Here is a 26,539-nt window from a genome sequence, read left to right as displayed (position 1 = left end):
CTAGGGGCTTATTGGCTTAGTAATTATTTCTTTGCTTTAACTTTAGGTAATATTTTATGTTGTTCTACAGTTGATTGGTTGTTCCATGTAACTTGATCTTCAATCTCAAATTGTTCAATAAACTTTATTACCTCTTTAGTAATAGGAGTCGGTGTCGAGGCTCCAGCAGTTATAGCAACTTTCTTGACACCTTTTAACCATTCTAAATCAATTTCTGACACGTCTGCAATTCGGTAAGCTTTTGTACCGGCATGTTCCATTGATACTTGAGCCAATCGATTAGAATTATTACTTCTAGGGTCGCCAACTACTAATGTTAAGTCAGCATCTTTAGCTTGTTCTGCGACTGCTTCTTGTCGAACTTGAGTAGCCATACAAATTTCTTGTATTAATTCAGTTTGAGGATACTTTTCTTTCACTTTCAGCATGACATCATAAACGTCCCACTGACTCATTGTAGTCTGATTAGTAACGATTATTTTTTCATTACCTAAATTTAAACTAGCAACATCGTCTTCTGACTCAATAAGGTGGACATGATCTGGGGCTACGCCAACTGCACCTTCAGGCTCAGGATGTCCTTTTTTGCCAATATAGACAACTTGGTAATTTTCTTTCACTTTTTCTCTAATTAAATCATGAGTACGTGTAACGTCAGGACAAGTTGCATCCAAAACAGTTAACCCTTTATTATGTGCTCTTGTTTTAACTTCAGGTGATACGCCATGTGCCGTAAAGACGACAGTTCCTTCGTCTATATCTTCAAGTAAATCAGCTCTGTTTTTACCATCTAAAGTTATAACACCTTCACTCTCAAATGCCTGTGTAACATGAGCGTTATGAACTATCATTCCTAGTATATAAATCGGTCGGGGTAGATTTGGATCTTTTATTGCATTTTGTGCAATAACCATCGCATCTACTACTCCATAACAATAACCTCGTGGAGCAATCTTTATTATTTCCATTTCAGTTCCCCCTCACATAAATATGTCTGTACTTAATTTTATAAAATTGAGCATTAGTTTTATTATAAAGGCAAAACTAAAAGAAGACAAAGATAAATAAGTATATTGGTAATGAGAGCTAATAAAATGGAGTGTTTATTTATCTGATGGAATCTGTTTTTATAGTGAAAAGGATAGAAAAAAGACTTAGAGTAGTTAAAAAACGAGATCAAATTGAGTTCTTTACTAAATCAGTGTGCAATTTTACATTTTCTAACTTATAATAGGTAGGGAACTAATGATTAGAAGTCTAAAGGAGTATTTAATATGGACAACCATTTATTTAAACAATATTCACTACAACCAATTATTAATGAAGTGATTGATAAATTGGGTTTTTATGAACCAACACCAATTCAGCAGAAAGTAATACCAGCAGTTTTAAGAGGAGAAAGCATTATTGGGCAATCTCAAACTGGATCTGGTAAAACGCATGCTTATTTGTTGCCTTTATTTAGCAAGTTAGACGAATCAAGGAAAGAGGTTCAATTTGTTGTAACAGCACCTACAAGGGAGTTAGCAACACAAATTTATGATGAAGCTAAGAAAGTAATTAGTGCTTCAAATAAAGAAAAGGTTTGGACCGCTAAATTATTTATAGGTGGAACGGATAAAAAACGTACGATAGAAAAACTGAAAGAACAGCCACAAATCGTAGTTGGTACACCGGGAAGAATATTGGATCTTATTGAAGAAGGAGCATTAAATATTTATCCTGCAACATCATTTATAATTGATGAGGCAGATTTGATGCTAGATCTAGGTTTTATCAAAGAAGTAGATCAAATTCTTGTTCGTGCTAACTCTAATATTCAATTAATGGTCTTTTCAGCAACAATTCCTGTCCGCTTACAACCTTTTTTAAAGAAGTATTTACAAAATCCATCGCATTTTAAAATGGAGGACCAACTTTCACCAGAGACAATGGAACACCGTTTAGTTCCCTTGCGACATCGTGAAGTTTCAAAGATGGTGTATCGAATTTCGGAAGCAATCCAGCCATATTTAGCAATTATTTTTACAAATGGTAAGGACCTTGCAGACCAATTAGCGAAAGAACTAACTGAAAAAGGAATGGAAGTTGGTCTTATCCATGGAGGACTATCTCCAAGAGAACGGAAAAGGGTTCTTAAAGATATTCAAGGCCTAAGGTATCAATATATTGTGGCTACTGACCTTGCATCAAGGGGAATAGACATCAAAGGTGTTAGTCATGTTATAAATGCACAGATGCCTAAAGAAGAAGAATTCTATGTTCACAGGGTCGGTCGCACAGCTCGTGCTGGGATGGAAGGAACTGCAATAACTCTATACACAGATGAAGATATACAATTAGTTGAACGCTTAGAAAAGAAGGGATTAACCTTTGAAAGCTATGATGTTAAAGATGGCGAATGGATTGAAACAAAAGCGTGGAACGAACGTAAAATAAGAAAGAAGAAAACTTCTGAAAAAGAAACGGAAGCATGGAGAAAGGTACGTAAAACGAATAAAGTAAAACCTGGTTATAAGAAAAAGATGAAGAGAGAACAGGAAAAAGTAAAGAAAAAATTAAACCGAAATAAGAAGAAGTAGTGTGTAAGGCTCTTTCACTTTTTTCGAAGTGAGGGGGCCTATTTTACTATTTGTTTAATATAATAATAATAATATTTATGGTAAAATTATGATAATCTAAAGAGAGAGGTGTATGAATTTGAAAATAGGGTCTCATGTATCTATGAAAGGTAAGCAAATGCTGCTCGGCTCTAGTGAGGAAGCAGCTTCTTATGGTGCCAATACTTTTATGATTTATACTGGTGCACCACAAAATACAAGAAGACGTCCAATTGAGGAGTTAAATATAGAATTAGGGCTTGAACATATGAAACAAAATAATATGGAAGATATAGTTGTCCATGCACCTTACATTATTAACTTAGGAAATTCGAACAAGAAGGAAACTTTTGACTTAGGTGTTCGTTTTTTGAAAAGTGAGATAGAAAGAACGGAAGCAATTGGAGCAGGTCAAATTGTTCTTCATCCAGGTTCTCATGTAGGAGAAGGAGTTGACATTGGCATTGCAAAAATCATTGAGGGTTTAAATGAAGTGCTTCATTCGGATCAAAAAGTTCAAATTGCTCTAGAAACAATGGCTGGCAAAGGATCAGAGGTGGGTCGCACTTTTGATGAACTAGCCCGAATTATTGACGGAGTTAAGTATAGTGATAAATTATCTATTTGTTTAGATACATGTCACATTCATGATGCCGGATATGATATAGTTAATGATTTTGACGGCGTCCTTAATGAATTTGATCGAATTATTGGAATGGATAAACTGAAAGTTATTCACGTAAACGATAGTAAGAATGAACGAAGTGCTCATAAAGATAGACATGAAAATATTGGTTTCGGTCATATTGGTTTTGAAGCTTTGCATTATGTTGTTCATCACCCTCAATTAGTTAATTTGCCTAAAATTTTAGAAACACCTTATGTCGGTGAAGATAAGAAATCCAAAAAACCTCCATACAAATTTGAAATAGAAATGCTTAAAGGTGAAAATTTCATACCGGATTTAAAAGAAAAAATAGTAAACAATTAAAAAAAGGAGATGCATATAAGTATATACTTATATGCATCTCCTTTTTTATATAATTAGTTAAACCAAGATTCGACACCATAGTCTTTAATAAGTTTTTTAAATAATTTCTGAGCTTTTTGAGCTGTTTGTATATCTGTGATTAGAGCTAACTTTTTAAACATCTTCATTCTGTCTTTTTCGTTGATTGGATTTAAATTGGTTTTAGACAAATAAGCAGCTATTTCTTCCGCCTGATTTGTTGTCAAATTGATTCCGTGTTCTTTACTGTGAGTGAGTAAATCATTAGCACTAACTTTTTTTAACTTCTTTGAAATCATGTCGTAAAAAAAATTATTCATCATAAAACTCCCTTACGCTAAATATATTCATTTTACCGATCTAATTTGTAAAAATGATGTGTCTATTTATATAGTAGTTTTAATCAACAGATTTTGTGCCAAAAAAACAGGTAATATATAGTTGGAAATGTTTATTCATTGCAAATGAAGTGAAACTTAGTTAATATATGATGCTGTAAGTCAAAATTTACTGATTACCTCGTGAAGTATGAAAGGGTGTTTTATATAATGATGGAATGGATAAAAAGAAAATATCTAATCCTTTTGGTTGCAGTAATAATGCTTAGTGGTATTGTTATGTATTCTATTAACCATATATCTTCAAATAATTATGGAGAATTGGTTGAGGAAAATGAACAACTAACACAAGAAAATAACAAGCTGATGGCCCAACAAGATTACCTAACAACGAGCTCGATGAAGAGCGAGTCGGAAAATGGTTATCATACATGGCCAGAAATAGAAAAAAATGCGGACGCTATTGTTAAAGATAGCAATAATAACTTTAAAAAGTCGTGGGCGCTTTATTTAGTGAAAGAGGCGAACCGATATGATATTGATCCTTACCTTGCGTATGAACTACTAAAAGTTGAAACTGGAGGTACGTTCGATCCTAAATTAGTGGGCCCTGAGACAAAATATGGACATGCCTATGGTCTGGCGCAATTCATGAAAAATACAGCTCCATGGATTGCGGAAATGGCAGACCTACCTTATGAGGATGAACTATTGTTTGATCCTTATTATTCGATGCAGATATCATTAGTTTATTTAGACTTCTTGCATCATGAATATGGAAATTGGAATGAGGTACTAACCGCTTATCATAGAGGAATGGCAGGCTTGGACCAATATATTCGAGATAATGGACACGCGAAAAGCAACTATGCTGAAATGATACAAGAAAGTGCAGCAGACCATGCATCATTGGCGCTAAAATAACCGTTAAATGTTCCCTAAGGTAGTGAAATGTTCCACGTAATAAAAACTGATTTGTCCATACACTATAAAGGCACCTCGACAACGAAAGTGAGGGTTTTATAATGGACGAATCGTATCGTAATCAAAGAAACGAGGAAGTCGAAGAAGCCCCAAAACATGGGGAAGAAGAGCCTGATGTCATAACGGCAAGACAACAAGGGGCACAAGACCGCCCTCCAATTGTTGAAGACGAAGAGCTTTATTCCCTTGATGAAGCCTACAAGAGGGACGAAGAAATGGCACAAGAGTTAACTGCCAATGAATTCAACAGACCAATTACTTCAGGTGAACAAGAGACTGAAATGAAATCTGAAGTTAAAACTGGTTTTGGATGGCTTGCTGTTATTTTGGCAGTCATCTCATTCTTTATAATGCCGGTTATACTTGGTGCTGCTGGGATTATATTTGGTTTTGTATCAAAAAGTCGAGGTGCAGATACTCTTGGTAATACAGCAATAATTGCTGGTGGAATTTCTATCGTGATCACACTGTTTGTAGCGCCTTTTGTATAAATAAAAAAGCTGGTCCAATCTGGACCAGCTTTTCTTATGCTTCTTGTTTTTCTTCTTCTGCTTTTTTAGCTAAATACTCTTCAGCAATCTTATCAACTTCTATTTTAAGCTCTTCGACCATTGTATCCTCAGGCACTTTTCTAATAATTTCACCGTGTCGGAAAAGTAATCCTTCACCTCTTGCACCTGCTATGCCAATGTCTGCTTCTCTCGCTTCACCAGGTCCATTTACAGCACACCCCAAAACTGCTACTTTTATTGGTGCTTTAATAGTGGAGATATACTCTTCAACCTCGTTAGCGATTTTAATTAAATCAATTTCAATTCTTCCACAAGTAGGACATGAGATTAATGTCGCTGCATTAGATGCTAATCCGAAAGTTTTTAATAATTCTCTAGCTACTTTTACCTCTTCAACTGGATCAGCACTAAGTGAAATTCTCATTGTATTACCAATACCCTTACTTAGTATCGCACCCATTCCAGCAGCACTCTTAATACTGCCTGCAAATAACGTACCAGACTCTGTGATACCTAGGTGGAGTGGATAATCAATTGCTTCAGCAGCTTTTTCGTATGCCTCAATTGCTAAATCAACATCTGATGCTTTCAATGAAACGATAATGTCATGAAAATCTAACTCTTCAAGTATTTTAATGTGATGAAGAGCACTTTCTACCATTCCGTCAGCAGTTGGATATCCATACTTTTCTATAATATGTCTTTCTAAAGAGCCGGCATTTACTCCAATTCGAATTGGTATTCCTTTTGCTTTAGCTGCATTTACTACAGCCTCTACTTTATCGCGTTTACCGATGTTGCCAGGATTAATTCTTATCTTATCTGCTCCACCTTCAATAGCCTTAAGAGCAAGTTTGTAGTTAAAGTGAATGTCTACAACCAAAGGAATATTAATTCTTTTTTTGATTTCTGGAATTGCATCAGCAGCACGCTCATCTGGACAAGCTACACGTACAACTTGACAACCGGCTTCTTCAAGACGAAGAATTTCTTTTACTGTCGCCTCAACATCATGTGTTTTAGTAGTTGCCATCGACTGGATGATTACTTCATTTTTTCCGCCAATCATGACATTTCCTACTTTGACAGGCCGTGTATTTTTTCTGTGCGTTAAAGCCATAAATGAATCGCTCCTTTATTTTCGCGAAAGTGGTATTGTTAAGTAAGTACCATAGTTCATTATAAAGCTAATAGAAAGAAAATAGAAGTGTCACATCTTATTTAATACAAATTTAAGGTAAGTTTTTATACAAAGGAAATAAATAATCCGTATTTGGTTTAATTTGATGTGGGTCAGCTTCAGGATTTAGGATTTGAAAATCTTGAATAATTTGATCCATTTGAATTGCCTGTTGATCATTATTAAGTGCCTCTACAATCGTTAGCACCGTGTCGCCTGGTGCAGTTGTATAACTTTCCACCTGATATCGATCTGTCTCTTGTGGGTGCTTGTAATTAACCGTGGAGTCCGGATTCTTGCTACTATCCTCCTGAGCAGGTATAGGCTTCTCTTCTTTTGGTATTACGTCCTGAATAATTGTTCCTACAGTTAAATCTTTAAATATACTTATAATAAATAATATAAGTAAAACAGTAAGGCATATTTTTTTAAATAAATTCATTGTTCATTACTGCCTCCTAAAGTGTTATGTTATATATTAGTTCTACACTTTTGGAGAATTCCTTTTTTTTGAAACTAAATTTGAATATTTATCGTAAATATATATAGACGACTTAAGGGAGTGTGAGTCAAATGGAGATTTTTTCAAGTGATTGGATTAGTTTTATAATTGTTGGACTTGGGACCTTATTTTTAATTGGAGAACTTTTAGTAAATATGAGAGGTTTTTTTGGACTGCTAGGCCTAAGCTTTATAACTATTTATTTCCTTTCTTATTTAGACCCGGCCATGTTCATCATAATGATGATTATTTATCTAATTGGGTTGTTACTGATTATCGTTGATGGAAAAATAGTCAATGATGGTACGCTTGCTACAATCGGTGCTTTTTGTATGATAATTTCAGTTGGATTAAGTTCACCGAACTGGACTGCAGGTCTATATGCGGTAATTGGAGTTATCATTGGTGGATTTTCGTCATTATTCTTTTTGAAAGTATTTAAAAGCCGAAATATGTGGACGAAATTAACACTGACAGACAGACTAACTAGTGATAGAGGATACAATACGATGAATAAAACACATTCGGAATTAATTAACAAAGAGGGAGTAACTGTAACTGATATGCGTCCTGTTGGTACTATTAGGGTTGATAGTGCCGATTATAGTGCGATAACAAATGGACAGTGGATTAAGCAAGGTACAGAAATAAAAGTTACACTAGTAGATGGTACAAGAATACTAGTATCAAAACTAGAAAGTAAAGCAAAATAAAACTACAATAAAATTAAAAAAGTATTGCTTCTACCAGAATGAAGCAATACTTTTTTAAACGTATTGATGGAAAATAATAACAAAACGCCAATTTACAACAAATTACGACAATGTTTTGTAAATTTAGTGTAAATTATAACGAAAATTCTTTACAAATGCTTCACATTTCATTAATAATGAAAAAGGCATTCATAATGTTTTATGCATAATTTTCAGGATGAAGGGATGAACTCCATTGGATATTAATGTACAGACTTTGATTTTTGAATTTATTGGTGGACTAGGTATTTTCCTGCTTGGTATTAAATTTATGGGAGAAGGTCTACAGAAATCTGCCGGTGATCGCTTAAAAGACATACTAGATCGATTTACAAGTAATCCATTTATGGGAGTTCTGGCGGGTATAATAGTTACAGTCCTTTTGCAAACAAGTACAGGAACAACTGTACTTACAGTTGGATTAGTTAACGCTGGCTTCATGACACTTAGACAATCGATAGGTGTTATTATGGGAGCAAACATTGGAACGACAGTAACAGCATTTATTATTGGTATTGAAATAAAAGAATACGCGTTACCTATACTAGCAATTGGAGCACTGATGTTATTTTTCTTTAAGAGTAACAAAATCTCTAATATTGGTCAGACGATTTTTGGATTTGGTGCGTTATTTTATGGTTTAGATTTAATGGGTACGGGATTGAAACCATTAAGGGATGTACAAGCTTTCCACGATCTAACGGTAAGTATGGCAGATACCCCTATTTTGGGCGTTGTCGTCGGTACGTTATTTACAATAATTGTTCAAAGTTCAAGTGCAACGATTGGTATTTTGCAGAGTTTATATGCGGAGGGTGCAATAGAACTCGCGGGTGCCTTACCAGTTCTATTTGGTGACAACATCGGAACGACGATTACTGCAATTTTAGCATCAATTGGTGCATCAATTGCTGCAAGACGAGCAGCACTGACACATGTGATTTTTAACTTAATTGGTACAATTTTGATGTTGTTTATAATCGGATTATACACGAATTTCATCGCCTACCTACAAGCTCAACTAGGATTGAATGCTGAGATGACTCTAGCGTTCGCGCATGGTATTTTTAACATCTCAAATACAGCGATACAGTTTCCATTTATAGCCGGTTTAGCTTATATTGTTACGAAGTTAATACCAGGTGAAGATGCAATTGTTGAGTACAAGCCGAAGCATTTAGATCCTATATTTATCCAACAATCACCTTCGGTAGCTTTAGATCAAGCAAAAGAAGAAGTTATCCGAATGGGAGAGTATGCTCATAAAGGTCTTCAAGAAACAGGCCTCTATCTAAATACGCATAATCCTAAACACTCAGAAGTGGCTTTACAAGTTGAGGGTGCATTAAATAACCTAGATAGAGAAATTACCGATTATTTAGTACAATTATCAGGAACACCTTTTACAGATGCCGAGAGTGCTAAGCACTCTGCTTTGATTGATTCTGTTAGAGATATTGAAAGAATCGGTGACCACTTTGAGAATATTATCGAACTTGTTGATTATAAAATATCAAATAAGGTTATCATCACTGAGCAAGCACAAGCAGATTTAAATGAAATGTTTGACTTAACGTTAAACACTGTTAAACAAGCAATAAAAGCATTAGGCGAAATGAACCGTGAAGAGGCACTAGAAGTTGTCAAAAAAGAAGAAAAAATTGACCAAATGGAACGCGCCTATCGTAAAAAGCATATTATTAGATTAAATGAAGGTGCATGTTCTGGAACTTCCGGGATAGTATTTGTGGACATACTCAGTAACCTAGAGCGGATTGGGGATCATTCTGTTAACATTGCAGATGAAGTACTTGGCGAAAAAAATGATGAAAATTAGAGCCCACCAGGGGCTCTTTTTTCTTTTGAAAGAATAAAATTTAATTTTTTTAAAAATATGTTTCTGAAAAATATTTAAAAATCTCTTGAAAGCTGAACGGGGACATGCTATATTATTTTTGTTGCTTAAATTTAAACCTTACATATTAGCTGTTGACAATTTATTTAACAAATGATATATTATATTTCGTCGCTTTGTTACTGAGTTACTGAATTTCACTCAGTGATAGGAAACAGGTTGCTAAGCAAAATTTTATTATTCCACAGTAGCTCAGTGGTAGAGCTATCGGCTGTTAACCGATCGGTCGTAGGTTCGAATCCTACCTGTGGAGCCATTATGGCGGTGTAGCTCAGCTGGCTAGAGCGTACGGTTCATACCCGTGAGGTCGTGGGTTCGACTCCCTCCGCCGCTACCAAAAAAACAAAAAGATATATGGCGATCGTGGCGAAGGGGTTAACGCACCGGATTGTGATTCCGGCATACGTGGGTTCAATTCCCATCGGTCGCCCCATTGCTTAGTGGACCCTTAGCTCAGTTGGTTAGAGCTATCGGCTCATAACCGATCGGTCGCAGGTTCGAATCCTGCAGGGTCCACCACTCTTATCTTTCATGTACGGAGGAATACCCAAGTTTGGCTGAAGGGATCGGTCTTGAAAACCGACAGGGGCTTCATCGCCCGCGGGGGTTCGAATCCCTCTTCCTCCTCCATATTACATAGGAAACTTAAGCATAAAGATTTGAACATTAACAATTTTATAGACTGGCTTGGTAGCTCAGTCGGTAGAGCAACGGACTGAAAATCCGTGTGTCGGCGGTTCGATTCCGTCCCGAGCCATCACTCTAAACGAACAAGCAATTATAGCTTGTTTTTTTGTTGTTTAATTTTTTGAAAGATAATAAATTTAGTTTAATCTTACTTAAGAATGGGTAGATATAATATAGATAATCTGATGAATAAAGCATAAATGTTGCATGAACACAATTGCTTTGATAATCTTGGATTAATTGGAATAACGTAACATTTTTTAACGTTATTTCTTACATACTATAAAGGAGGAATTTATAATGGCTAAATTTGAACTACCAGAATTGCCTTATGCATATGATGCATTAGAACCTTATATCGATAAGGAAACAATGAACATTCATCATACGAAACACCACAACACTTATGTAACTAAGTTAAATGGTGCTTTGGAAGGGCAAGGTAACTTAGAAGGTAAATCACTTGAGGATTTATTATCAGATTTAAACAGTGTACCAGAATCAATCCGTACTGCGGTTCGTAATAATGGTGGTGGACATGCAAACCACAGTTTATTCTGGACTATTCTTTCTCCAAATGGTGGGGGCGAACCATCAGGTGAACTAGCAACTAAAATTAATGAAAAATTCGGTAGTTACGATAAATTTAAAGAAGAATTTGCTGCTGCCGCTACTGGACGTTTTGGTTCTGGTTGGGCTTGGTTAATTGTTAATAACGGCGAACTAGAAATCACTAGTACTCCGAATCAAGATACACCAGTAATGGATGGTAAAACTCCAGTATTAGGTCTTGATGTATGGGAGCATGCTTACTACCTTAAATATCAAAATAAACGCCCAGACTATATTTCAGCATTTTGGAATGTAGTTAACTGGGAAGAAGTAACAAAACGTTACCAAGCTGCAAAATAATTAAACTAAAAATCCTTGGCTTATATAAAAGCCAAGGATTTTTTTGTCTTTGATGAATTAAATATAATCAGTTCTCCTGAATATCTCTCTTTTATTTGAAAATAATAAACTGTAGAAAGTTAAAGGAGACAGGAGATATGAAAAGACGTTTAAATATAATCCTAGGTGATATTGAAATAGATAAAGATTTAAAACTTTTGTTAACAATTGGTGGACTTTATGCTCTGGCCACTTTTCTCTCCAATACCTTTGTAAATATTTATTTGTGGAAACAATCTGGCGAATATATTGCTATTGCACAATATAATATTTCAGTTTTTATCATGCAGCCATTAACATTTATATTAGCAGGGCGATGGGCGAAGAAAGTTGACCGAGTAATTGTTTTACGTTTAGGAGTCATTTTTTTATCCCTTTTTTTTATGACTGTATTGATGGTGGGTGAAAATGCAGCAACATACAATATGTTGCTTGGTGCTTTACTTGGTATTGGTTATGGTTTCTACTGGCTTGCATTTAATGTCTTAACATTTGAGGTGACAGAGCCGGAAACAAGGGACTTCTTCAATGGTTTTTTAGGATTAATGCAATCGTTTGGAGGGATGGTAGGTCCAATATTAGCTGGTTTCATTATTTCAAGAATGGATGAATTTCAAGGTTATACCATTATTTTTACCATTTCTTTTGCTTTATTTGCTTTAGCGGTTGTTTGTACGATGTTTTTAAAACGAAGATCTGCTAAAGGGAATTTTTCTTTTAGAAGAATTATTGAGGAAAGAAAATATAACCCAGACTGGAAAAGAATCCTCTATGCTCATTTCTTTCAAGGCTTAAGAGAAGGCGTATTTTTATTTGTTATTTCCATTTGGGTTTTTATAACTACTCAAAGTGAGTTTGCGTTAGGTACATTCAATCTAATATTCTCAGGTTTTTCATTTGTGTTTTATTTTTTGGCATCGAAATTTATTAAACCAAGTAGGAGAAAGTGGGCAATCTTTGTTGGTGGTTTATCGCTGTACTTATCGGTTTATCTAATACTAATCCACATGAGTTATACAACACTTCTAATCTATGCAGCAATAATTGGTTTCTCCTATCCAATTCTCTTTGTTCCATATCTATCCTTAACATTCGACGTTATTGGTAAAGCGTGGAATGCTGCTGAAATGCGAATTGAATATATTGTTGTGAGGGAATTATTTGTTAATTTAGGTAGGGTATTTTCGATTGCGATATTTTTAGTAGCTGTTAGCTTGTTTGATGCAGAAACTGCTATTCCATACGTGTTAATGTTTATGGGTATAGGTCACTTTGTCATTTATTTTTTTATAAAGGATATAAAACTTCATGGAGTTATTTCTGAAGAAAGAATAGCCATGAAAAAGGAGCTTGTAGATAATAAAAAATAGATGGAAATTATCTATAGTAGCAACAAATGATAAATGATATAATTATGCAAGTGAATCAATTCCATAGTTACCTTATGCAGCAATTGTCATCCGGATAAAGTTTGGGGACGATCTATCCCAACTATATGCGGATGATAACTTTAAATGATAAGTATTATGAAATTGACTAAAGTTAAAGTATGTAATTTAAGGGGGAGAACGAAATGGGAAAGAAAAAAAAGAAAACATCGCAACTTCCCTTCCGTTTAAATATATTATTTTTATTTGTATTTGCATTATTTTCTTTATTGATTTTACAGCTTGGAGTAGTTCAAATATTGAATGGTGAAGAAGCACAAGAAGAGATTAACAGGACAGTTGATACTACCTCAAAGATATCGGTACCTAGAGGGAAGATGTATGATCGTTATGGTAGAATTGTCTTAGATAATATTCCTTTACGAGCAATCACCTACACACCACCTAAAGGTGGCGATAAAGCTGATGATCGCTTAGAAATTGCAAAGAATCTAGCTGAATTTATCGATATGGGAGAAAATTCAGATGATTTAAATGATATGGTTAATGAAAGAGACAGGAAAGAGTATTGGTACTTGTTTAATGAAAAAGAAGTTCAAGGACGGTTATCTGATGAAGAGTTAGAATTATCGAACGCTGAGCAGTATCAGGTAATGCTTGAGAAGATAACAGAGGATGATTTATCTGACATTGAGTGGTCAGATGATTTGTTAAATACAATAGTAATTAAAAAAGAGCTTGATAAGGCATATGAACTTTCTCCCCATGTAATTAAGAGTGGAGATGTAACAGAAGAGGAATATGCAAAGGTTTCTGAACATTTATACGAACTACCTGGTATTGATGCGTCCATAGATTGGAATCGCCATAAAGTTTACGGAAGTACATTCGACAGTTATATTGGAAAAATAACATCAAACTCAGAAGGAATTCCAAGTGAAAACACCGATTATTATTTAACTAGAGGATACAGTCGTAATGATCGTGTTGGTACCAGTGGTTTAGAACAGCAATACGAGAGTTTTCTTCGAGGCAGAAAAGAAGAGGTGCAATATACGACTGACAAATCAGGGAACGTTGTCGGTTCAGAGCCAGTTGTTGACGGCGAACGTGGGAATGATTTGGTATTAACTATTGACATGGAATTACAGCGAGATGTCGATAAAATAGTTCAAGAGGAATTGCAAAACGCGATAGAGAGTCATCCAGGAAATAGATATGTAGAAGACGCTTTAGTTGCTATGATGGATCCAAAGACAGGTGAAATCCTCGCTTTGTCAGGAGTTAGACATGATAAAGACACTGGTGAATATAAGGATAATTCATTTCGAGTTATCTATGATGCACATCGTCCCGGATCGTCCGTTAAGGGTGCGTCTGTGCTAGCGGGACTTGATTCTGGTGTTGTCTATTCTGGTGAAACTATTAATGATAAATGTGTGAAAATAGCGGCAACAGAGCCTAAATGTTCCTATACTACTCTTGGACCACTTAACGATATTGACGCCCTCAAGCGCTCATCCAACGTTTATATGTTTCATATTGCAATGAGAATTGGAGGAGGGAACTATCAATATGACAAACCCTTAAGTGGTAATTATGAAGAAGGATTTAGACAGATGCGAAACTATTACAGTCAATTTGGGTTAGGACAATCAACTGGGATAGATTTACCATATGAAGGAACTGGATTTAAAGGAAATATCGATGATAATACTGCAGGTAAGTTGATGGACTTTAACATTGGCCAATTTGACACATTTACAACACTGCAATTAGCCCAGTATGTTTCAACGATTGCAAATGATGGCTATCGCACTAGACCACACATAGTGAGCGAAGTAAGGGAGCCAGTAGCTGATAAAAATCAATTAGGTCCAGTAGCGAAGTCGTATAATACAGATGTGTTAAATAAAGTTGAGATGGATGACGACTACATTGACCGTGTTCAAGAGGGATTTAGACGAGTGATGCAAGAGTCTCGTGGTACAGCTGCTAATTACTTTGCTGATGCTTCCTATAGTCCTGCAGGGAAAACAGGTACTGCCGAGAATGAAATATATGTGGATGGCAAACTAGTTGCTCATGTAGAGAATCTAAGTTTAGTAGGCTATGCTCCTTATGAAGACCCAGAAGTAGCATTTGCTGTAATTGTTCCTAATAATGGGACGATGAGTGGAAGGTACCCAGTTAATCATAAAATTGGAAGAAGAATATTGGATAAGTACTTTGAACTAAAGGAAAACAGAATTGAAAATGGTGTTGAAGAAAATCTTCTTGAGGAATCAGACCGAAAAGATAGTGACGAAGAACAAGAGTGATAAGAATTGTACTTGCTAAACCCTTAGTAACTAATGTTACTAAGGGTTTTTTGTATGCTTAAAATGTAACCAATTGGTTCGGTTTTATAATTTTATCAGAAGAGACTTAATACTGCCCATTTAGACAATTTTTTATTCGAATTTACAAATTCTTTACGTTCTCTTAACAGTAAATTAAAACTAAGTAGTTATGATGTAATTGTAGCTTGATAGTAAAAGCTTTACATTTAAAACAAATAATTAGGGGGACTAAACAATGAAGAATTTGAAAGTATTCGTATTAGCAGGTCTATTTATTGTATCGATTGGATTACTTGTTGCTTGTGGAACAGAAGAGGCAACAGAAGAGAACGAGACAAATGATCAAAACTCAGATACCTCTGATAATACGGAGACGAACAACGAACTCTCCGGAGAAATAGCGATTGATGGTTCTTCAACTGTTCTGCCGATAATGGAATATTTAACTTATGAGTATAATCAAGTATTGCCTGAAGTTGAAACAGCACTTAATTCATCTGGTTCTGGTGGTGGATTTAAGAAGTCTACAGTAGGAGAAATTGACTTTAGTAATGCATCACGTCCAATTAAGGAAGAAGAACAAGCAATTGCTGAAGAAAATGGAATTGATCTTCACGAGCTTGAATTAGCCTATGATGGTTTATCTGTTGTAGTAAGTCAAGAAAATGATTTTATTGAAAACATTACAATTGATGAATTAAAACAGATTTTTTTAGCTGATAGTGGTAAAACGAAATGGTCTGAGGTTAACTCTGAATGGCCTGAAGAAGAAATCGTCATTTATAGCCCAGGTCATGATTCAGGTACATTTGATTACTTTAATGAAGTGATTTTAGAAGATAAACCAATGAGAGAAGGAGAAGGTGTAACACTCTCAGAGGATGACAACACATTGGTAACAGGTATTACAAGTGATCCATATGCTATCGGATTTTTCGGTTATGCTTACTATATTGCGAACCAAGATTCGCTAAAAGTACTAGGAATCGACAATGGTGATGGAAATCCAGTAAAACCAAATGGGGAAACAATTCAAGATGGTTCATACTCACCACTTTCTAGACCGTTGTTCACATATGTTAATGTTGACTATTTGAAGGAAAAACCTCAAGTTCTTGACTTTGCAATCTATGCTCTAGAAAACGCGGGTGCAGCTGCTGAACAAGTAGGATATGTTGCATTGCCAGACGAGAAGTATCAAGAGCAAAAAGATGAAATAAACGAACTAGCAGTTGAGTAGCTATTAGCAAAATTTAACTTAGGAGAATGGATCAACTATTAGGGTTGATCCAACTCCAGTTTACGGAAGAGGGGTCATTTTGTGAATACACATCAGGAGCATAAGTATTCTGTTCAAGAAATGATAAGCGATAAAAAAAGTAAAAAAAATCTATTTAATGTTACGGAAAAAATTGTACCGTTGTTTTTATTGCTCTGTGCTGTCATTTCTGTCCTTACTACAGCTGGAATATTATTTACGCTGTTAAGAGAATCAATCACCTTTTTCTCAGAGGTATCATTAGCAGAATTTTATTTAGGAACACAGTGGTCCCCTTGGTCCGGAAAGTTTGGCGTATTTCCACTGATTACAGGAACTTTATTAATAACTGCAATTGCGACTTGTGTTGCATTACCAATAGGAATAGCATCTGCAATATATCTTAGCGAATATGCAAGTAATCGTTCTAGAAAGATCATCAAACCAATTTTAGAAATTTTAGCCGGAATTCCTACTGTTGTTTATGGTTTCTTCGCACTAACTTTTGTAACACCTATTTTGCAAAGTGTTTTTCCAGAACTAAAGATTTTTAATGCTTTAAGTGCAGGTATAGTTGTAGGCATCATGATAACGCCAATGATTGCTTCACTTTCTGAAGACGCGATGAATTCAGTGCCGAACAGGTTACGTGAAGGTGCTATGGCTCTTGGTTCAACTAAATTGGAAGTCACCATAAAGGTGATTATTCCGGCAGCTTTATCAGGGATTATCGCATCAATTGTTTTGGCTGTTTCTAGAGCGCTGGGTGAAACAATGATTGTTACAATTGCAGCTGGTGCTACCCCGAATTTAACGTTTGATCCAATGCAATCCATTCAAACGCTAACGGCTTTCATCGTACAAGGAGCAACTGGGGATACTTCATATGGGTCAAATATTTATTTTAGTATTTATGCAGTTGGTATTACGTTATTTGTATTTACTTTCGCAATGAACTTATTTGCTCAATATATATCCCGTAAGTTTAGGGAGGATTACTAATGAGTCGTATGAGAAGAAGAATAATTTTAAATCAAACTTTTAAATATGTTTTTATTTTTGCTATGTCCCTAGCTTTAATTGCACTATCGGTTTTAATATATCGTATATTAAGCCAAGGATTAGGTCATTTAAATATAGATTTTTTAAGACAATATCCAGCACCATATCCTGATAAAGCAGGATTGTTTGCAGGAATTATGGGGTCTTTATATCTCATGCTCTTAATTGCACCGATTTCCATTACTATTGGTGTTTCTACAGCATTGTATCTAGAAGAATATGCAGCTAAAAATAAATTCACAAGGTTTATTCAAACTAATGTTCAAAACTTAGCTGGTGTGCCGTCAATTGTTTTTGGTTTATTAGGTTTAACATTTTTTGTTTATCTCTTTAGCTTTGGATATACGTTAATTGCAGGAGCCTTAACGATGAGTTTGCTGATCCTACCTGTCATTGTTGTCGCATCACAAGAGGCTATTCGGTTTGTACCAAACGAAATTAGACAGGCTTCCATTGCAATGGGTGCAACAAAGTGGCAGACGATTTGGCGAATCGTATTGCCAGCAGCTATCCCTGGAATTTTAACAGGTTCGATATTAGCATTGTCACGTGCGATCGGTGAAACAGCTCCGCTCATCATTGTTGGTGCTGCAGCTGCTATTTACACAATACCTGATTCGTTAACATCCAAATATACAGCCATGCCTATTCAAATTTATAACTGGACATCTAGACCGCAAGAAGAGTGGCAATATATAGCGGGAGCAGGAATTATTGTATTATTAGTTATTTTATTACTAATGAACTCGATTGCTATTTGGATTAGAAATAAATTTCAAAGTAGATATTAATAGAAAGTGGGAATCGAAATGTCAGTTGCTATGATAGATGAAAAAGTTGAAGGTGAAATAGTTGAAAAAAATTCAAGTATTTTTAAAATTGAGGACTTTAATTTGTGGTATGGAACCAATCAAGCAATATATGGAGTGAACTTATCCATTCCACAAAATAAAATTACAGCTGTCATAGGTCCCTCTGGATGTGGAAAGTCAACACTTTTAAAAACATTGAACAGGATGAATGATATGATTCCTGGTGTCAGGACTTCGGGTCAAGTAATGTATAATAATCAAGACATTTTTAGAAATAAACAGATGGTAGAAGAACTGCGTACACAAGTTGGAATGGTCTTTCAAAAACCTAATCCATTTCCAAAATCAATCTATGATAATGTTGCTTATGGGCCAAGAATTCATGGTATTAAGAAGAAAAAAGTTTTAGATGAAATTGTTGAGAATAGCTTGAAAGGTGCAGCAATCTGGGATGAGGTCAAAGACCGATTAAATCAAAATGCATTTAGTTTGTCTGGTGGTCAACAACAACGAGTGTGTATTGCTAGATGCTTAGCAATTGAACCAGATGTAATTTTAATGGATGAACCAACTTCTGCCTTAGATCCAATATCAACGTCAAAAATCGAAGAATTAATTAAAGAATTAAAGAATAATTATACAATTGTGATTGTTACTCATAACATGCAACAAGCAGCTAGAATTTCTGATAAGACTGCCTTTATGTTAAATGGTGAATTAGTTGAATTTACAGATACTGATAGATTATTTTCAAATCCAAAGGACAAAAGAACTGAGGATTATATAACTGGTCGCTTTGGTTAACTATAGAAAAGGGGTATGTAGATGGTTGCTAGAGAACAATTTCAAATAGAATTGGATGAAATAAAGAAAATGGTTATTGAATTGGCACATGGTGCTGAAAAATTATTAACTGAAGCCGTGAATGCCCTATATAATTCAGATATAGAATTGGCAAAACAAGTAATTGCTTATGATAAGCAATTAGATAAAAAGGATTTTGAGATTAATGAAACTGCAGTTTTACTAATTGCCAAACAACAGCCCGTTGCTTCAGACTTAAGAAGACTTATTGTTGCAATTCGGATTTCTTCTGATTTAGAACGGATGGCGGATAATGCTAAAAACATTGCGAAGTCTACGATTCATTTAGGTGAGGACCATGGCATAAAGATTCATAATGAACTAAAAGATATGAGGGATGTCGCATTAAAAATGATTGATTTATCGATAAAAGCTTATGAAAATGAAGACATTACCTTAGCAAAAAAATTAGCTCAATTAGATGACTTAGTGGATGGAATGTACTCAAAAATATTAACTGAGTTGTTGGAAGAAACTGCTACTAATCCGCAAAAAATTCAACATATTATGCAAATGGCTTTTAGTGGCAGATATATTGAACGCTTCGGTGACCACGCTACTAACATCGGTGAGAATATCATGTATCTCGTTAAAGGTGAATCATTCGATTTAAATTAAGAATTGGCCACAAAAGATAAAACTCCTTTTGTGGCCAATTCTATAGATTTTTACTGCTTTGTAATGGTATCTGCAATTTCCTTTTCGCTCATACTATAATTTAGTTCGAATTCTCCAATTTGGATCTTTGTACTGTAGTCGTTCTCAACGAGCATTGTTCGAAAATCTCCCTCATCTTCAATTAGTTGCAGGGAAGATAATTCCTCAATAATAGAGTCTAGACCCATACCCGATTCAATTACTAGTAAATGAGTAATATTCTCGGACGATGGTTTTTCTATTTCTTTTGTTTCTTGCTCTTGAACAGATTCGTCTATAGCAGTAGTTGTTTGGTCTTGTTCAACTTGTTTACCGGCGGATGAGGGTGGCTTTAAATCAACATAGTACCCTGCACCTTCAAGTTCTGTTATCATTTCTTCAGTGGATATTTCTACTACTTCGGTTTGGTTATCTAATGTATAATAGGTTAAAGACAGGAGAATAGTAGCGAATAGTAAACCTATGGAAAAAGCTCGTATTGTTTGTTTCATGGTAACTCCTCTATTTCTGTATTGAGAATTGTTTAATAACAGACTGAACATCATACTCACTTAAGCTAGTTTCTTTTGCGATTGTCTGGACATCCAAGCCTTGGTTGTGTAAATGTTGAATTTTTCTAAGTAGCGGTGTTTGATTGCTAGTTTTTTCAAACGAACCCAAATCTCCTAGGTCGTTTGTTAATAATTCTTCTTCTAGGATTTTTAGCTTTTTCTTCATTTGATACGTTTCCTGCATTGTCGAAATAGAAAATTGCTCAATCTGATTTTCTATTTGTTTAAATCGATCAGTCAGGAAGAACGATAAGATAAATAAAAGTATCGCAATAGTAATTATAGTTATAATAACGTAGATCACATATTTCCCTCCATTTGGTTTTACAATATTAGTTATATCATAGTTAATGATACCTGAAAACAATTGAGTGAAAAACTTGTAATTATTTGTTAAGTTAGTCAATTTCATAATACTGATTTTGTCATCCGCATATCGTTGGGATAAAGCGTTCCAAACTATTGGTGAAGATCAATAGCGGCATAAGGTAATCATGAAATTGATTTAAGTATTAAAAGACTGCTTGAAATTAATAAGTTTTTTTGATATTATTATTGAGTCTGAAAAATGATAACAATAAACGTAGTTATTATTGATAAAGGTTTGGAGGGATAACAAATGCGCGTAAATATCACATTAGCTTGTACTGAAACAGGTGACCGTAATTATATTACAACTAAAAATAAACGTAAACATCCAGAGCGTTTAGAGCTTAAGAAATACAGCCCACGTTTGAAAAAGCAAACTTTACATCGCGAGACTAAGTAAGATAGTTTAGTTTTTTAAACTATCTGCTAGAGTTTTGCTAAACAAAAACTCTTACCTGAAAATGGTAAGAGTTTTTATTATATTTGTTATATTTTCGTTTGTTTGTTAATTTTTAAATTTGATGAGGTGTAAACTTGAATAAGTCAGAATTAAGAAAACAAACTTTAGAAATGCTGAAGTCAACTTCTAGTATCGATAAACAGAATGTCGAACTTGAAATGAAGGAGCATATACTACAATCAAACTGGTGGAAAAATGCCAAGTCTATAGGGATAACTATGTCAAAGAGCCATGAATGGGATACAACTGGAATTATTGAAGCAGGCTGGTTACAGGGGAAGAAAATGTGTGTACCCAAATGTTACCCTGAAATTTCTCAATTGGAGTTTTATCAACTAAATACATACGATCAGTTAGAATCTGTTTATTACAATTTGTTAGAACCTAAACCAGAACAATCTGTGAAAATTCAAAAATGTGAGTTAGATATGATTATTGTCCCTGGACTTTTATTTGACGCTAAAGGATTTAGGTTAGGGTATGGTGGAGGATATTATGATCGTTATCTTGAAAATTATAATGGGATAACTGCTTCTTTCGTTAGTAATCAACAAATCACATCAGTAATCCCTACGAATTCTTATGATATTCCTGTAAAACATATCGTTACTGAAACAGGAATATTGTTTTAGTAGTTTAGTCAATTCATAATACTTATTTTTTGGAAGTTGTCTTCGATCAATTCCCCCAATCTTTTGAGCATATTTTAAGGAAAGTGTAGCAAACTAAAAGTATGATTTAGAAGAAAGGTAGAAAGGGTGAAGAGACTTGAGGTTTTTTCTCTTTTTAAGTGTTTTATTTATAGGTGTAAATGTGATTTTTAAATCGAGATATAAGATTATTAATACATTGTTGGCAATTAAAATGTTAAGAAAACTTATTGTTAGCGTGACAATGAATATGCCGTATATCAGGGAAAAAATAATGCCAAGTATTTTAGGACGTTCGGCTTCATAAGCCGGACGTTTATTTTTTGGGAAATAATGTATGTACTATTGATCTCAAATGTAAAGTTCCAACACTTACGCTTTACTTATACTGACGAAAGTATTATTGATAGAAAATTAGCTATGCAAAAAACAATGATCATGGGATTGGTTTAGAGTGATATGATAATGGTAAGGAGGGGGAGTACATGTTCATTAAAGAGAGATATTTCTTCTTTCGTTTGGCCTATCAATTGACGAACAACCATCGTTTTACAATTTTACATATCGATAAGGTAAGCAAGGAAATTTGGTTAGAAAAGAAGATTAAAAACACAAGTCATGTTATACGTTTAGTTCATCAAAGTTTTGACTGGGGAAACCAACTGAAAAAAGATGTAGCTGATGTTAATAATCGAGTTAAAAAAATGAAGAATTTCTTAATTGGTAGAAAGATACATGTACATAATGTGTATATTGCTACTTTTCCGCCTGTCGATCAATGGGAAACATTGAAAAATACAATCCAAGTAAAAGATAGAAAGAAGATAGAATTGACTGTTTATTATTTGGATAGTCAGTCAATCGAGCAGGAGAAAAACCGGCTATACCAGGATTTGTTTTTGCCAAGTTTCGATATTTCATTTCCAGAATCAGTGATGGAAATGGAACAAGTCACGGATTACTTTGAAAAAAGATTATCTAAGACTCACCAGACAAAAAAGCAAGAATCTGATCAATTATTCAATAATGGCAAGCCTTTCTTCACTTATCTATTGTTAATGATAAATGTTTTAGCATTTATATTTATTGAAATGAACGGTTCTAGTACGTCAGTGTCCACACTTATTAAATTTGGAGCGAAGTATAATATAGGTATTGTCAATGGGGAGTGGTGGATGATAATCTCTTCCATGTTTCTTCATATTGGATTTTTACATTTATTTATGAACATGTTGGCTTTATACTATGTCGGATCGGCAGTTGAACGGATTTATGGAAATAGTCGCTTTATCATCATTTATTTTTTTGCTGGCATCATCGGAGGAGTAGCAAGTTTTGCATTCAATACTCAAATTGCAGCAGGAGCATCAGGTGCTATCTTCGGTCTTTTGGGCTCTTTGTTATTTTTTGGTGTTAATTATAAAAGATTTTTTTTCAAACGATGGGTTGGAATTTACTGGTTGTTATAGGATTAAATATTGCTTTTGGACTTTCTGTGCCACAGATTGATAACGGAGCCCATTTAGGTGGCTTAGTTGGGGGTTTTATTGCATCTGCAATAGTCTTTTTTCCTAGAAAGAAAAAAAAGCTATTACAAGCTACATCAGTGATCGTCTATATAACTATTTTAATACTCTTAGTATATGTTGGATTGTTTAATACATCTAACCATTCTGATGAAGCAATCAAATTACAAATTAGTCATGAAAGGCTGCAAGAAGAAAAATAAAAAGAAGTTATCAAAATTACTGCAGAAGAGATGGAAACTTCACTTCTCAAGATATAAGGGCTAAATTATTGTATTATGGATTAGTAGCTTTAATTAACTTAAATAACAGTGTTAAAATAATAGAAGAAGGCCTTGAAATAGCGCCAATTGGAAATGGTCTTCATAGAAGCGCATTTCCAATTGGCGCTATTACTGGAAAAGAAGGCTCTCAGAAAAAGTAAGGGGTAATGCGAGAATGGCTTGTGAGTTCAATCCAGATAACGAAAAACTTCTCCTGTTTATATCAAAGATTATCTCTAGAAGAATAATACTGAATTAATTGCTGCTTTTCACCATCTTGGTCTTGATACAATACCATTAGATGGTCTCCTTGTTTTGAAAATAAAATTAATGGCACAAAGCTTTTGACTGGTTGTTCATTTCTAGAAATGTTTAAAATATAGTTTTTATAAAGACCTTCCCATAGCTGGCCAATTACTATTTGTGTTCTTTCTTGGGTTAAGGTTGGTATCGGCTTGGATTGATATACGTGTAAGTTTGTTAGTGGTTCAAAATTATATTTAGCCTGCGGAATGTCAAAGTAGTTAATAAGCTGTTTCCAGTGATATCTGAGTTGCTGGTTTGTTGCATGATCTAAAGTCTTTTTCCATTCTTCTTGGTTTGAGTTTAGCGGATGATCAAATGATTCTAAAGCACTGTGCGGGGAATCAATCACATACAATTCATCATAAGACATAGAGTGAATACTTTTTATTTCATCGTCTGCGTAATGAATTTCACCATGATGAAATGATATTGCTTGGAAGTGACTACTGTCTTCTCCATGAATCAATGATTCTAATTGAATGTTTTGTTCATTCTCTTTCCATTTACTTAATATCCCCTTCAATCGACCATCAGAATATAACAAAGACACATCTTGACGCAGGTATATCGGTTTATCTAACTCTGAAGAAGCTGTCCACTTCACATCATATTTATCCTTTCCAGTTTCAGAAAGTAATCGTAAGGCGGTGCCAAAGGAAGTGAAATCAACATCTTCATCAATTGGAAAGTGTTTGATAACAGGCACTTCCTTATTATTTAAAATTGATAACGCAACTAGTAAAGAGCAAACTATAATAGATAACGTTATGACAACTGATTTTTTCTTCATTTATTTTTAACCCCTTTTATAAATTTGCGACAACAATATGAAGAATTATTTAATAAAAGTCTATAATAAATTATATATGTTGCTTGTCTCATATATATGAAAGTGATATATAATTTGGCAACGGAAGTAATATGAATGTAAATGTGGATTTCAGCACACCCTACTATTATAAGTATTTAGTATAGGGTGAGAGCATGGAAAATAAATCAAAACCTGTATATAGGAATTATCAACAGAATATTGACTATATGCGGGAACGTTTAGGTGTAGATAAAAGTTTTGATGTCATTCAATTAGATCTAGAATATGCAGATCGAAAAATGGCTTTATTTTTAATTGATGGCTTCGTGAAAGACGATATTTTGCATCTACTAATGAAATTTTTAGCGAAGATAGAGCCAGGTGAATTAGAACCAGATCCATTAGAAAAGATGCTTAAAACATATTTACCGTATGTAGAACTTGATAAAGTCGATGACTTAGATGTTGCAACAGATACTGTATTAGCAGGTCCAACAGCACTTGTAATCGAGGGTGTCGATCAAATTATTATGATTGATGCTAGAACCTATCCTGCTAGAAGTCCACAAGAGCCTGATTTGGAACGAGTTGTCCGTGGCTCAAGGGATGGTTTTGTTGAAACTATCGTATTTAATACGGCCTTAACTAGGCGAAGAGTTAGAGACCGATCGCTTCGAATGGAGTACCAAAGTGTTGGAAGAAGGTCAAAAACAGATACTTGTATCTGCTATCTGGAGGATATTGCTGACCCGGAGAAGGTGAAATTGCTTAAAAAACATTTAAAGAGCATCGATACAGATGGGTTACCAATGGCAGAAAAAACTATCGAAGAGTTTCTTGGTGGTCGGCACTGGAATCCGTACCCAACTATCCGCTATACTGAAAGACCAGATACAGCTGCTGCACATCTGTTTGAAGGTCATATTATAATTATTATTGATGGGTCACCGAGTGTTATGATTACACCTGCAACATTTTGGCACCATCTCCAGCACGCGGAAGAATATAGACAGAAACCATTAGTTGGAGCCTATTTAAGATTTGTTCGTTATATTGCCGTTATAGCTTCAATCTTTATATTACCTCTCTACTATTTATTTTCTGTTAATCCTGAGCTTCTACCAAGTGCACTCGATTATATTGGACCAAGTGAATTTGGAGTAATCCCATTACTAGCACAGTTTTTAATTGCTGAAATAGGGATAGATATGTTGCGGTTGGCAACGATTCACACTCCAACCGCTTTAGCAACAGCGCTTGGTCTTGTAGCTGCAATTCTCATTGGACAGGTTGCGGTAGAAGTTGGGTTATTTTCTAACGAAGTTGTTCTATACTTAGCTCTTGCGGCAATTGGAACATTTGCAACCCCAAGCTATGAGCTGAGTTTAGCGAATAGGATGATTAGAATGTTACTGTTACTTGCTACAGCAAGTTTTGGAGTAGAAGGATACGTTGTAGGGGTTACAGCTTGGATTCTTTATTTGATGAGAATGAAAACATTTCAAACAGGCTACCTATGGCCATTTATACCATTTTCACCTAAAGCTTTTATAGATGTATTAATTAGAACGCCGATTCCGCTAAAAAGAAGAAGGCCAACATTTTTAAATCCTCAAGATCCAGATCGTTAAACGACCTGGATCTTTTGTTGTCTAGGAAATTACACTAGTGTTGCATTAAAAATATTTATTAAAGTCAAGAGTTTATTATATTCAATTTAAATATTATTTTAATATTCAGTTTTTATCTTTTGAGAGAAAAATAGAAAAAAGAACAATGGGGTCTAAGAA

26 protein-coding genes, 6 tRNA genes and 1 pseudogene are annotated in these 26,539 nt (G+C 34.7%); 26 read left to right on the top strand and 7 right to left on the bottom strand.

The genetic code is table 11. The annotated features are described in order from the left end of the window. Window positions 1-23: 23 nt before the first annotated feature. Complete coding sequence (locus LD272_RS12410; protein WP_226036923.1) at window positions 24-968, bottom strand: 4-hydroxy-3-methylbut-2-enyl diphosphate reductase; 945 nt, start codon at window positions 966-968, stop codon at window positions 24-26. A 306-nt stretch (window positions 969-1,274) separates the two neighbouring features. Between LD272_RS12410 and LD272_RS12405 the strand changes: the two genes are divergently transcribed. Together LD272_RS12405 and LD272_RS12400 are read left to right on the top strand one after the other, a co-directional pair. Beyond that, window positions 1,275-2,582 (top strand): DEAD/DEAH box helicase, encoded by a 1,308-nt coding sequence (locus tag LD272_RS12405; RefSeq protein ID WP_226036922.1) that lies wholly within the window; start codon window positions 1,275-1,277, stop codon window positions 2,580-2,582. Window positions 2,583-2,694: 112 nt separating this feature from the next. After that, window positions 2,695-3,591 (top strand): deoxyribonuclease IV, encoded by an 897-nt coding sequence (locus LD272_RS12400; protein ID WP_226036921.1) that lies wholly within the window; start codon window positions 2,695-2,697, stop codon window positions 3,589-3,591. Between the two features lie 53 nt (window positions 3,592-3,644). On the opposite strand, the gene LD272_RS12395 is transcribed toward LD272_RS12400, so the two are convergent. Beyond that, window positions 3,645-3,929 (bottom strand): DUF2624 family protein, encoded by a 285-nt coding sequence (locus LD272_RS12395; RefSeq protein WP_226036920.1) that lies wholly within the window; start codon window positions 3,927-3,929, stop codon window positions 3,645-3,647. 228 nt (window positions 3,930-4,157) lie between these two features. Here LD272_RS12395 and LD272_RS12390 point away from each other — a divergent pair, with 228 nt between their 5' ends. Further along, a complete protein-coding gene (locus LD272_RS12390) occupies window positions 4,158-4,871 on the top strand; it encodes a transglycosylase SLT domain-containing protein (protein WP_226036919.1) in 714 nt (237 codons plus the stop codon). 101 nt (window positions 4,872-4,972) lie between these two features. Then, a complete protein-coding gene (locus LD272_RS12385) occupies window positions 4,973-5,422 on the top strand; it encodes a DUF4190 domain-containing protein (RefSeq protein ID WP_226036918.1) in 450 nt (149 codons plus the stop codon). A 34-nt stretch (window positions 5,423-5,456) separates the two neighbouring features. Here the strand turns inward: LD272_RS12385 and ispG are convergent, their stop codons facing one another. Beyond that, window positions 5,457-6,563: a flavodoxin-dependent (E)-4-hydroxy-3-methylbut-2-enyl-diphosphate synthase gene (gene ispG / locus LD272_RS12380; protein WP_226036917.1), complete on the bottom strand. Its 1,107-nt coding sequence runs from the start codon at window positions 6,561-6,563 to the stop codon at window positions 5,457-5,459. Between the two features lie 112 nt (window positions 6,564-6,675). Further along, on the bottom strand, window positions 6,676-7,065 hold the full coding sequence (yqfZ, locus tag LD272_RS12375) for a protein YqfZ (protein ID WP_226036916.1): 390 nt from the start codon (window positions 7,063-7,065) through the stop codon (window positions 6,676-6,678). A gap of 131 nt (window positions 7,066-7,196) precedes the next feature. On the opposite strand from yqfZ, the gene LD272_RS12370 reads away from it, so the two are divergent. From LD272_RS12370 to phoU, 16 genes are all read left to right on the top strand, one after another. Continuing rightward, the gene (locus LD272_RS12370) at window positions 7,197-7,838 is read left to right on the top strand and encodes an NfeD family protein (RefSeq protein WP_226036915.1); all 642 of its coding nucleotides are present in this window, start codon (window positions 7,197-7,199) and stop codon (window positions 7,836-7,838) included. 235 nt (window positions 7,839-8,073) lie between these two features. After that, complete coding sequence (locus LD272_RS12365; protein ID WP_226036914.1) at window positions 8,074-9,714, top strand: Na/Pi cotransporter family protein; 1,641 nt, start codon at window positions 8,074-8,076, stop codon at window positions 9,712-9,714. A gap of 259 nt (window positions 9,715-9,973) precedes the next feature. After that, a tRNA-Asn gene (locus tag LD272_RS12360) sits at window positions 9,974-10,048 on the top strand. Between the two features lie 4 nt (window positions 10,049-10,052). Then, a tRNA-Met gene (locus LD272_RS12355) sits at window positions 10,053-10,129 on the top strand. 20 nt (window positions 10,130-10,149) lie between these two features. Continuing rightward, a tRNA-His gene (locus LD272_RS12350) sits at window positions 10,150-10,225 on the top strand. A 9-nt stretch (window positions 10,226-10,234) separates the two neighbouring features. Further along, window positions 10,235-10,311 (top strand) — tRNA-Ile (locus LD272_RS12345). An 18-nt stretch (window positions 10,312-10,329) separates the two neighbouring features. Then, window positions 10,330-10,422: transfer RNA gene (locus LD272_RS12340), tRNA-Ser, on the top strand. Between the two features lie 54 nt (window positions 10,423-10,476). Continuing rightward, window positions 10,477-10,549: transfer RNA gene (locus LD272_RS12335), tRNA-Phe, on the top strand. 230 nt (window positions 10,550-10,779) lie between these two features. After that, on the top strand, window positions 10,780-11,391 hold the full coding sequence (locus LD272_RS12330; RefSeq protein ID WP_226036913.1) for a superoxide dismutase: 612 nt from the start codon (window positions 10,780-10,782) through the stop codon (window positions 11,389-11,391). 137 nt (window positions 11,392-11,528) lie between these two features. Beyond that, a complete protein-coding gene (locus tag LD272_RS12325; RefSeq protein ID WP_226036912.1) occupies window positions 11,529-12,800 on the top strand; it encodes an MFS transporter in 1,272 nt (423 codons plus the stop codon). Between the two features lie 203 nt (window positions 12,801-13,003). Then, entirely contained in the window at window positions 13,004-15,139 is a 2,136-nt protein-coding gene (locus LD272_RS12320; RefSeq protein ID WP_226036911.1) for a peptidoglycan D,D-transpeptidase FtsI family protein, read from the top strand. A gap of 256 nt (window positions 15,140-15,395) precedes the next feature. Beyond that, window positions 15,396-16,400, top strand: coding sequence for a PstS family phosphate ABC transporter substrate-binding protein (locus LD272_RS12315; protein WP_226036910.1), 1,005 nt, complete (start codon window positions 15,396-15,398; stop codon window positions 16,398-16,400). 120 nt (window positions 16,401-16,520) lie between these two features. Continuing rightward, window positions 16,521-17,420, top strand: a complete 900-nt coding sequence (gene pstC / locus LD272_RS12310; RefSeq protein WP_226037034.1) for a phosphate ABC transporter permease subunit PstC — start codon at window positions 16,521-16,523, stop codon at window positions 17,418-17,420. Next, window positions 17,420-18,271 (top strand): phosphate ABC transporter permease PstA, encoded by an 852-nt coding sequence (gene pstA, locus LD272_RS12305; RefSeq protein ID WP_226036909.1) that lies wholly within the window; start codon window positions 17,420-17,422, stop codon window positions 18,269-18,271. The genes pstC and pstA overlap by 1 nt, the downstream gene beginning before the upstream one ends. 12 nt (window positions 18,272-18,283) lie before the next feature. After that, window positions 18,284-19,096 carry a phosphate ABC transporter ATP-binding protein PstB gene (gene pstB, locus LD272_RS12300; protein ID WP_439647399.1) on the top strand — a complete coding sequence of 271 codons (813 nt, stop codon included), beginning with the start codon at window positions 18,284-18,286 and terminating at the stop codon, window positions 19,094-19,096. A 21-nt stretch (window positions 19,097-19,117) separates the two neighbouring features. Further along, a complete protein-coding gene (phoU, locus tag LD272_RS12295) occupies window positions 19,118-19,774 on the top strand; it encodes a phosphate signaling complex protein PhoU (RefSeq protein ID WP_226036907.1) in 657 nt (218 codons plus the stop codon). 50 nt (window positions 19,775-19,824) lie between these two features. Here the strand turns inward: phoU and LD272_RS12290 are convergent, their stop codons facing one another. Together LD272_RS12290 and LD272_RS12285 are read right to left on the bottom strand one after the other, a co-directional pair. Next, window positions 19,825-20,304: a hypothetical protein gene (locus LD272_RS12290; RefSeq protein ID WP_226036906.1), complete on the bottom strand. Its 480-nt coding sequence runs from the start codon at window positions 20,302-20,304 to the stop codon at window positions 19,825-19,827. Between the two features lie 10 nt (window positions 20,305-20,314). Next, window positions 20,315-20,668, bottom strand: coding sequence for a glycosyltransferase family protein (locus LD272_RS12285; RefSeq protein WP_226036905.1), 354 nt, complete (start codon window positions 20,666-20,668; stop codon window positions 20,315-20,317). A 315-nt stretch (window positions 20,669-20,983) separates the two neighbouring features. Between LD272_RS12285 and rpmG the strand changes: the two genes are divergently transcribed. From rpmG to LD272_RS12265, 5 genes and pseudogenes are all read left to right on the top strand, one after another. After that, a complete protein-coding gene (gene rpmG / locus LD272_RS12280; RefSeq protein ID WP_153736744.1) occupies window positions 20,984-21,133 on the top strand; it encodes a 50S ribosomal protein L33 in 150 nt (49 codons plus the stop codon). Between the two features lie 134 nt (window positions 21,134-21,267). Then, entirely contained in the window at window positions 21,268-21,825 is a 558-nt protein-coding gene (locus tag LD272_RS12275) for a 5-formyltetrahydrofolate cyclo-ligase (RefSeq protein WP_226036904.1), read from the top strand. Window positions 21,826-21,961: 136 nt separating this feature from the next. Further along, window positions 21,962-22,150: a protein YqgO gene (yqgO, locus tag LD272_RS21780; protein WP_500784466.1), complete on the top strand. Its 189-nt coding sequence runs from the start codon at window positions 21,962-21,964 to the stop codon at window positions 22,148-22,150. Between the two features lie 178 nt (window positions 22,151-22,328). After that, a pseudogene (locus LD272_RS21465) lies at window positions 22,329-23,572 on the top strand (rhomboid family intramembrane serine protease). A 68-nt stretch (window positions 23,573-23,640) separates the two neighbouring features. Continuing rightward, window positions 23,641-23,793 carry a hypothetical protein gene (locus tag LD272_RS12265; RefSeq protein WP_226036903.1) on the top strand — a complete coding sequence of 51 codons (153 nt, stop codon included), beginning with the start codon at window positions 23,641-23,643 and terminating at the stop codon, window positions 23,791-23,793. Window positions 23,794-23,855: 62 nt separating this feature from the next. On the opposite strand, the gene LD272_RS12260 is transcribed toward LD272_RS12265, so the two are convergent. Beyond that, window positions 23,856-24,728: a hypothetical protein gene (locus tag LD272_RS12260; protein WP_226036902.1), complete on the bottom strand. Its 873-nt coding sequence runs from the start codon at window positions 24,726-24,728 to the stop codon at window positions 23,856-23,858. A 194-nt stretch (window positions 24,729-24,922) separates the two neighbouring features. Between LD272_RS12260 and LD272_RS12255 the strand changes: the two genes are divergently transcribed. After that, the gene (locus LD272_RS12255; RefSeq protein WP_226036901.1) at window positions 24,923-26,380 is read left to right on the top strand and encodes a spore germination protein; all 1,458 of its coding nucleotides are present in this window, start codon (window positions 24,923-24,925) and stop codon (window positions 26,378-26,380) included. Window positions 26,381-26,539: the final 159 nt, after the last annotated feature.

This window comes from Aquibacillus saliphilus (assembly GCF_020404745.1).
Classification (GTDB): Bacteria; Bacillota; Bacilli; order Bacillales; family Amphibacillaceae; genus Aquibacillus; species Aquibacillus saliphilus.
This window is presented reverse-complemented; position numbering and strand designations above follow the sequence as displayed.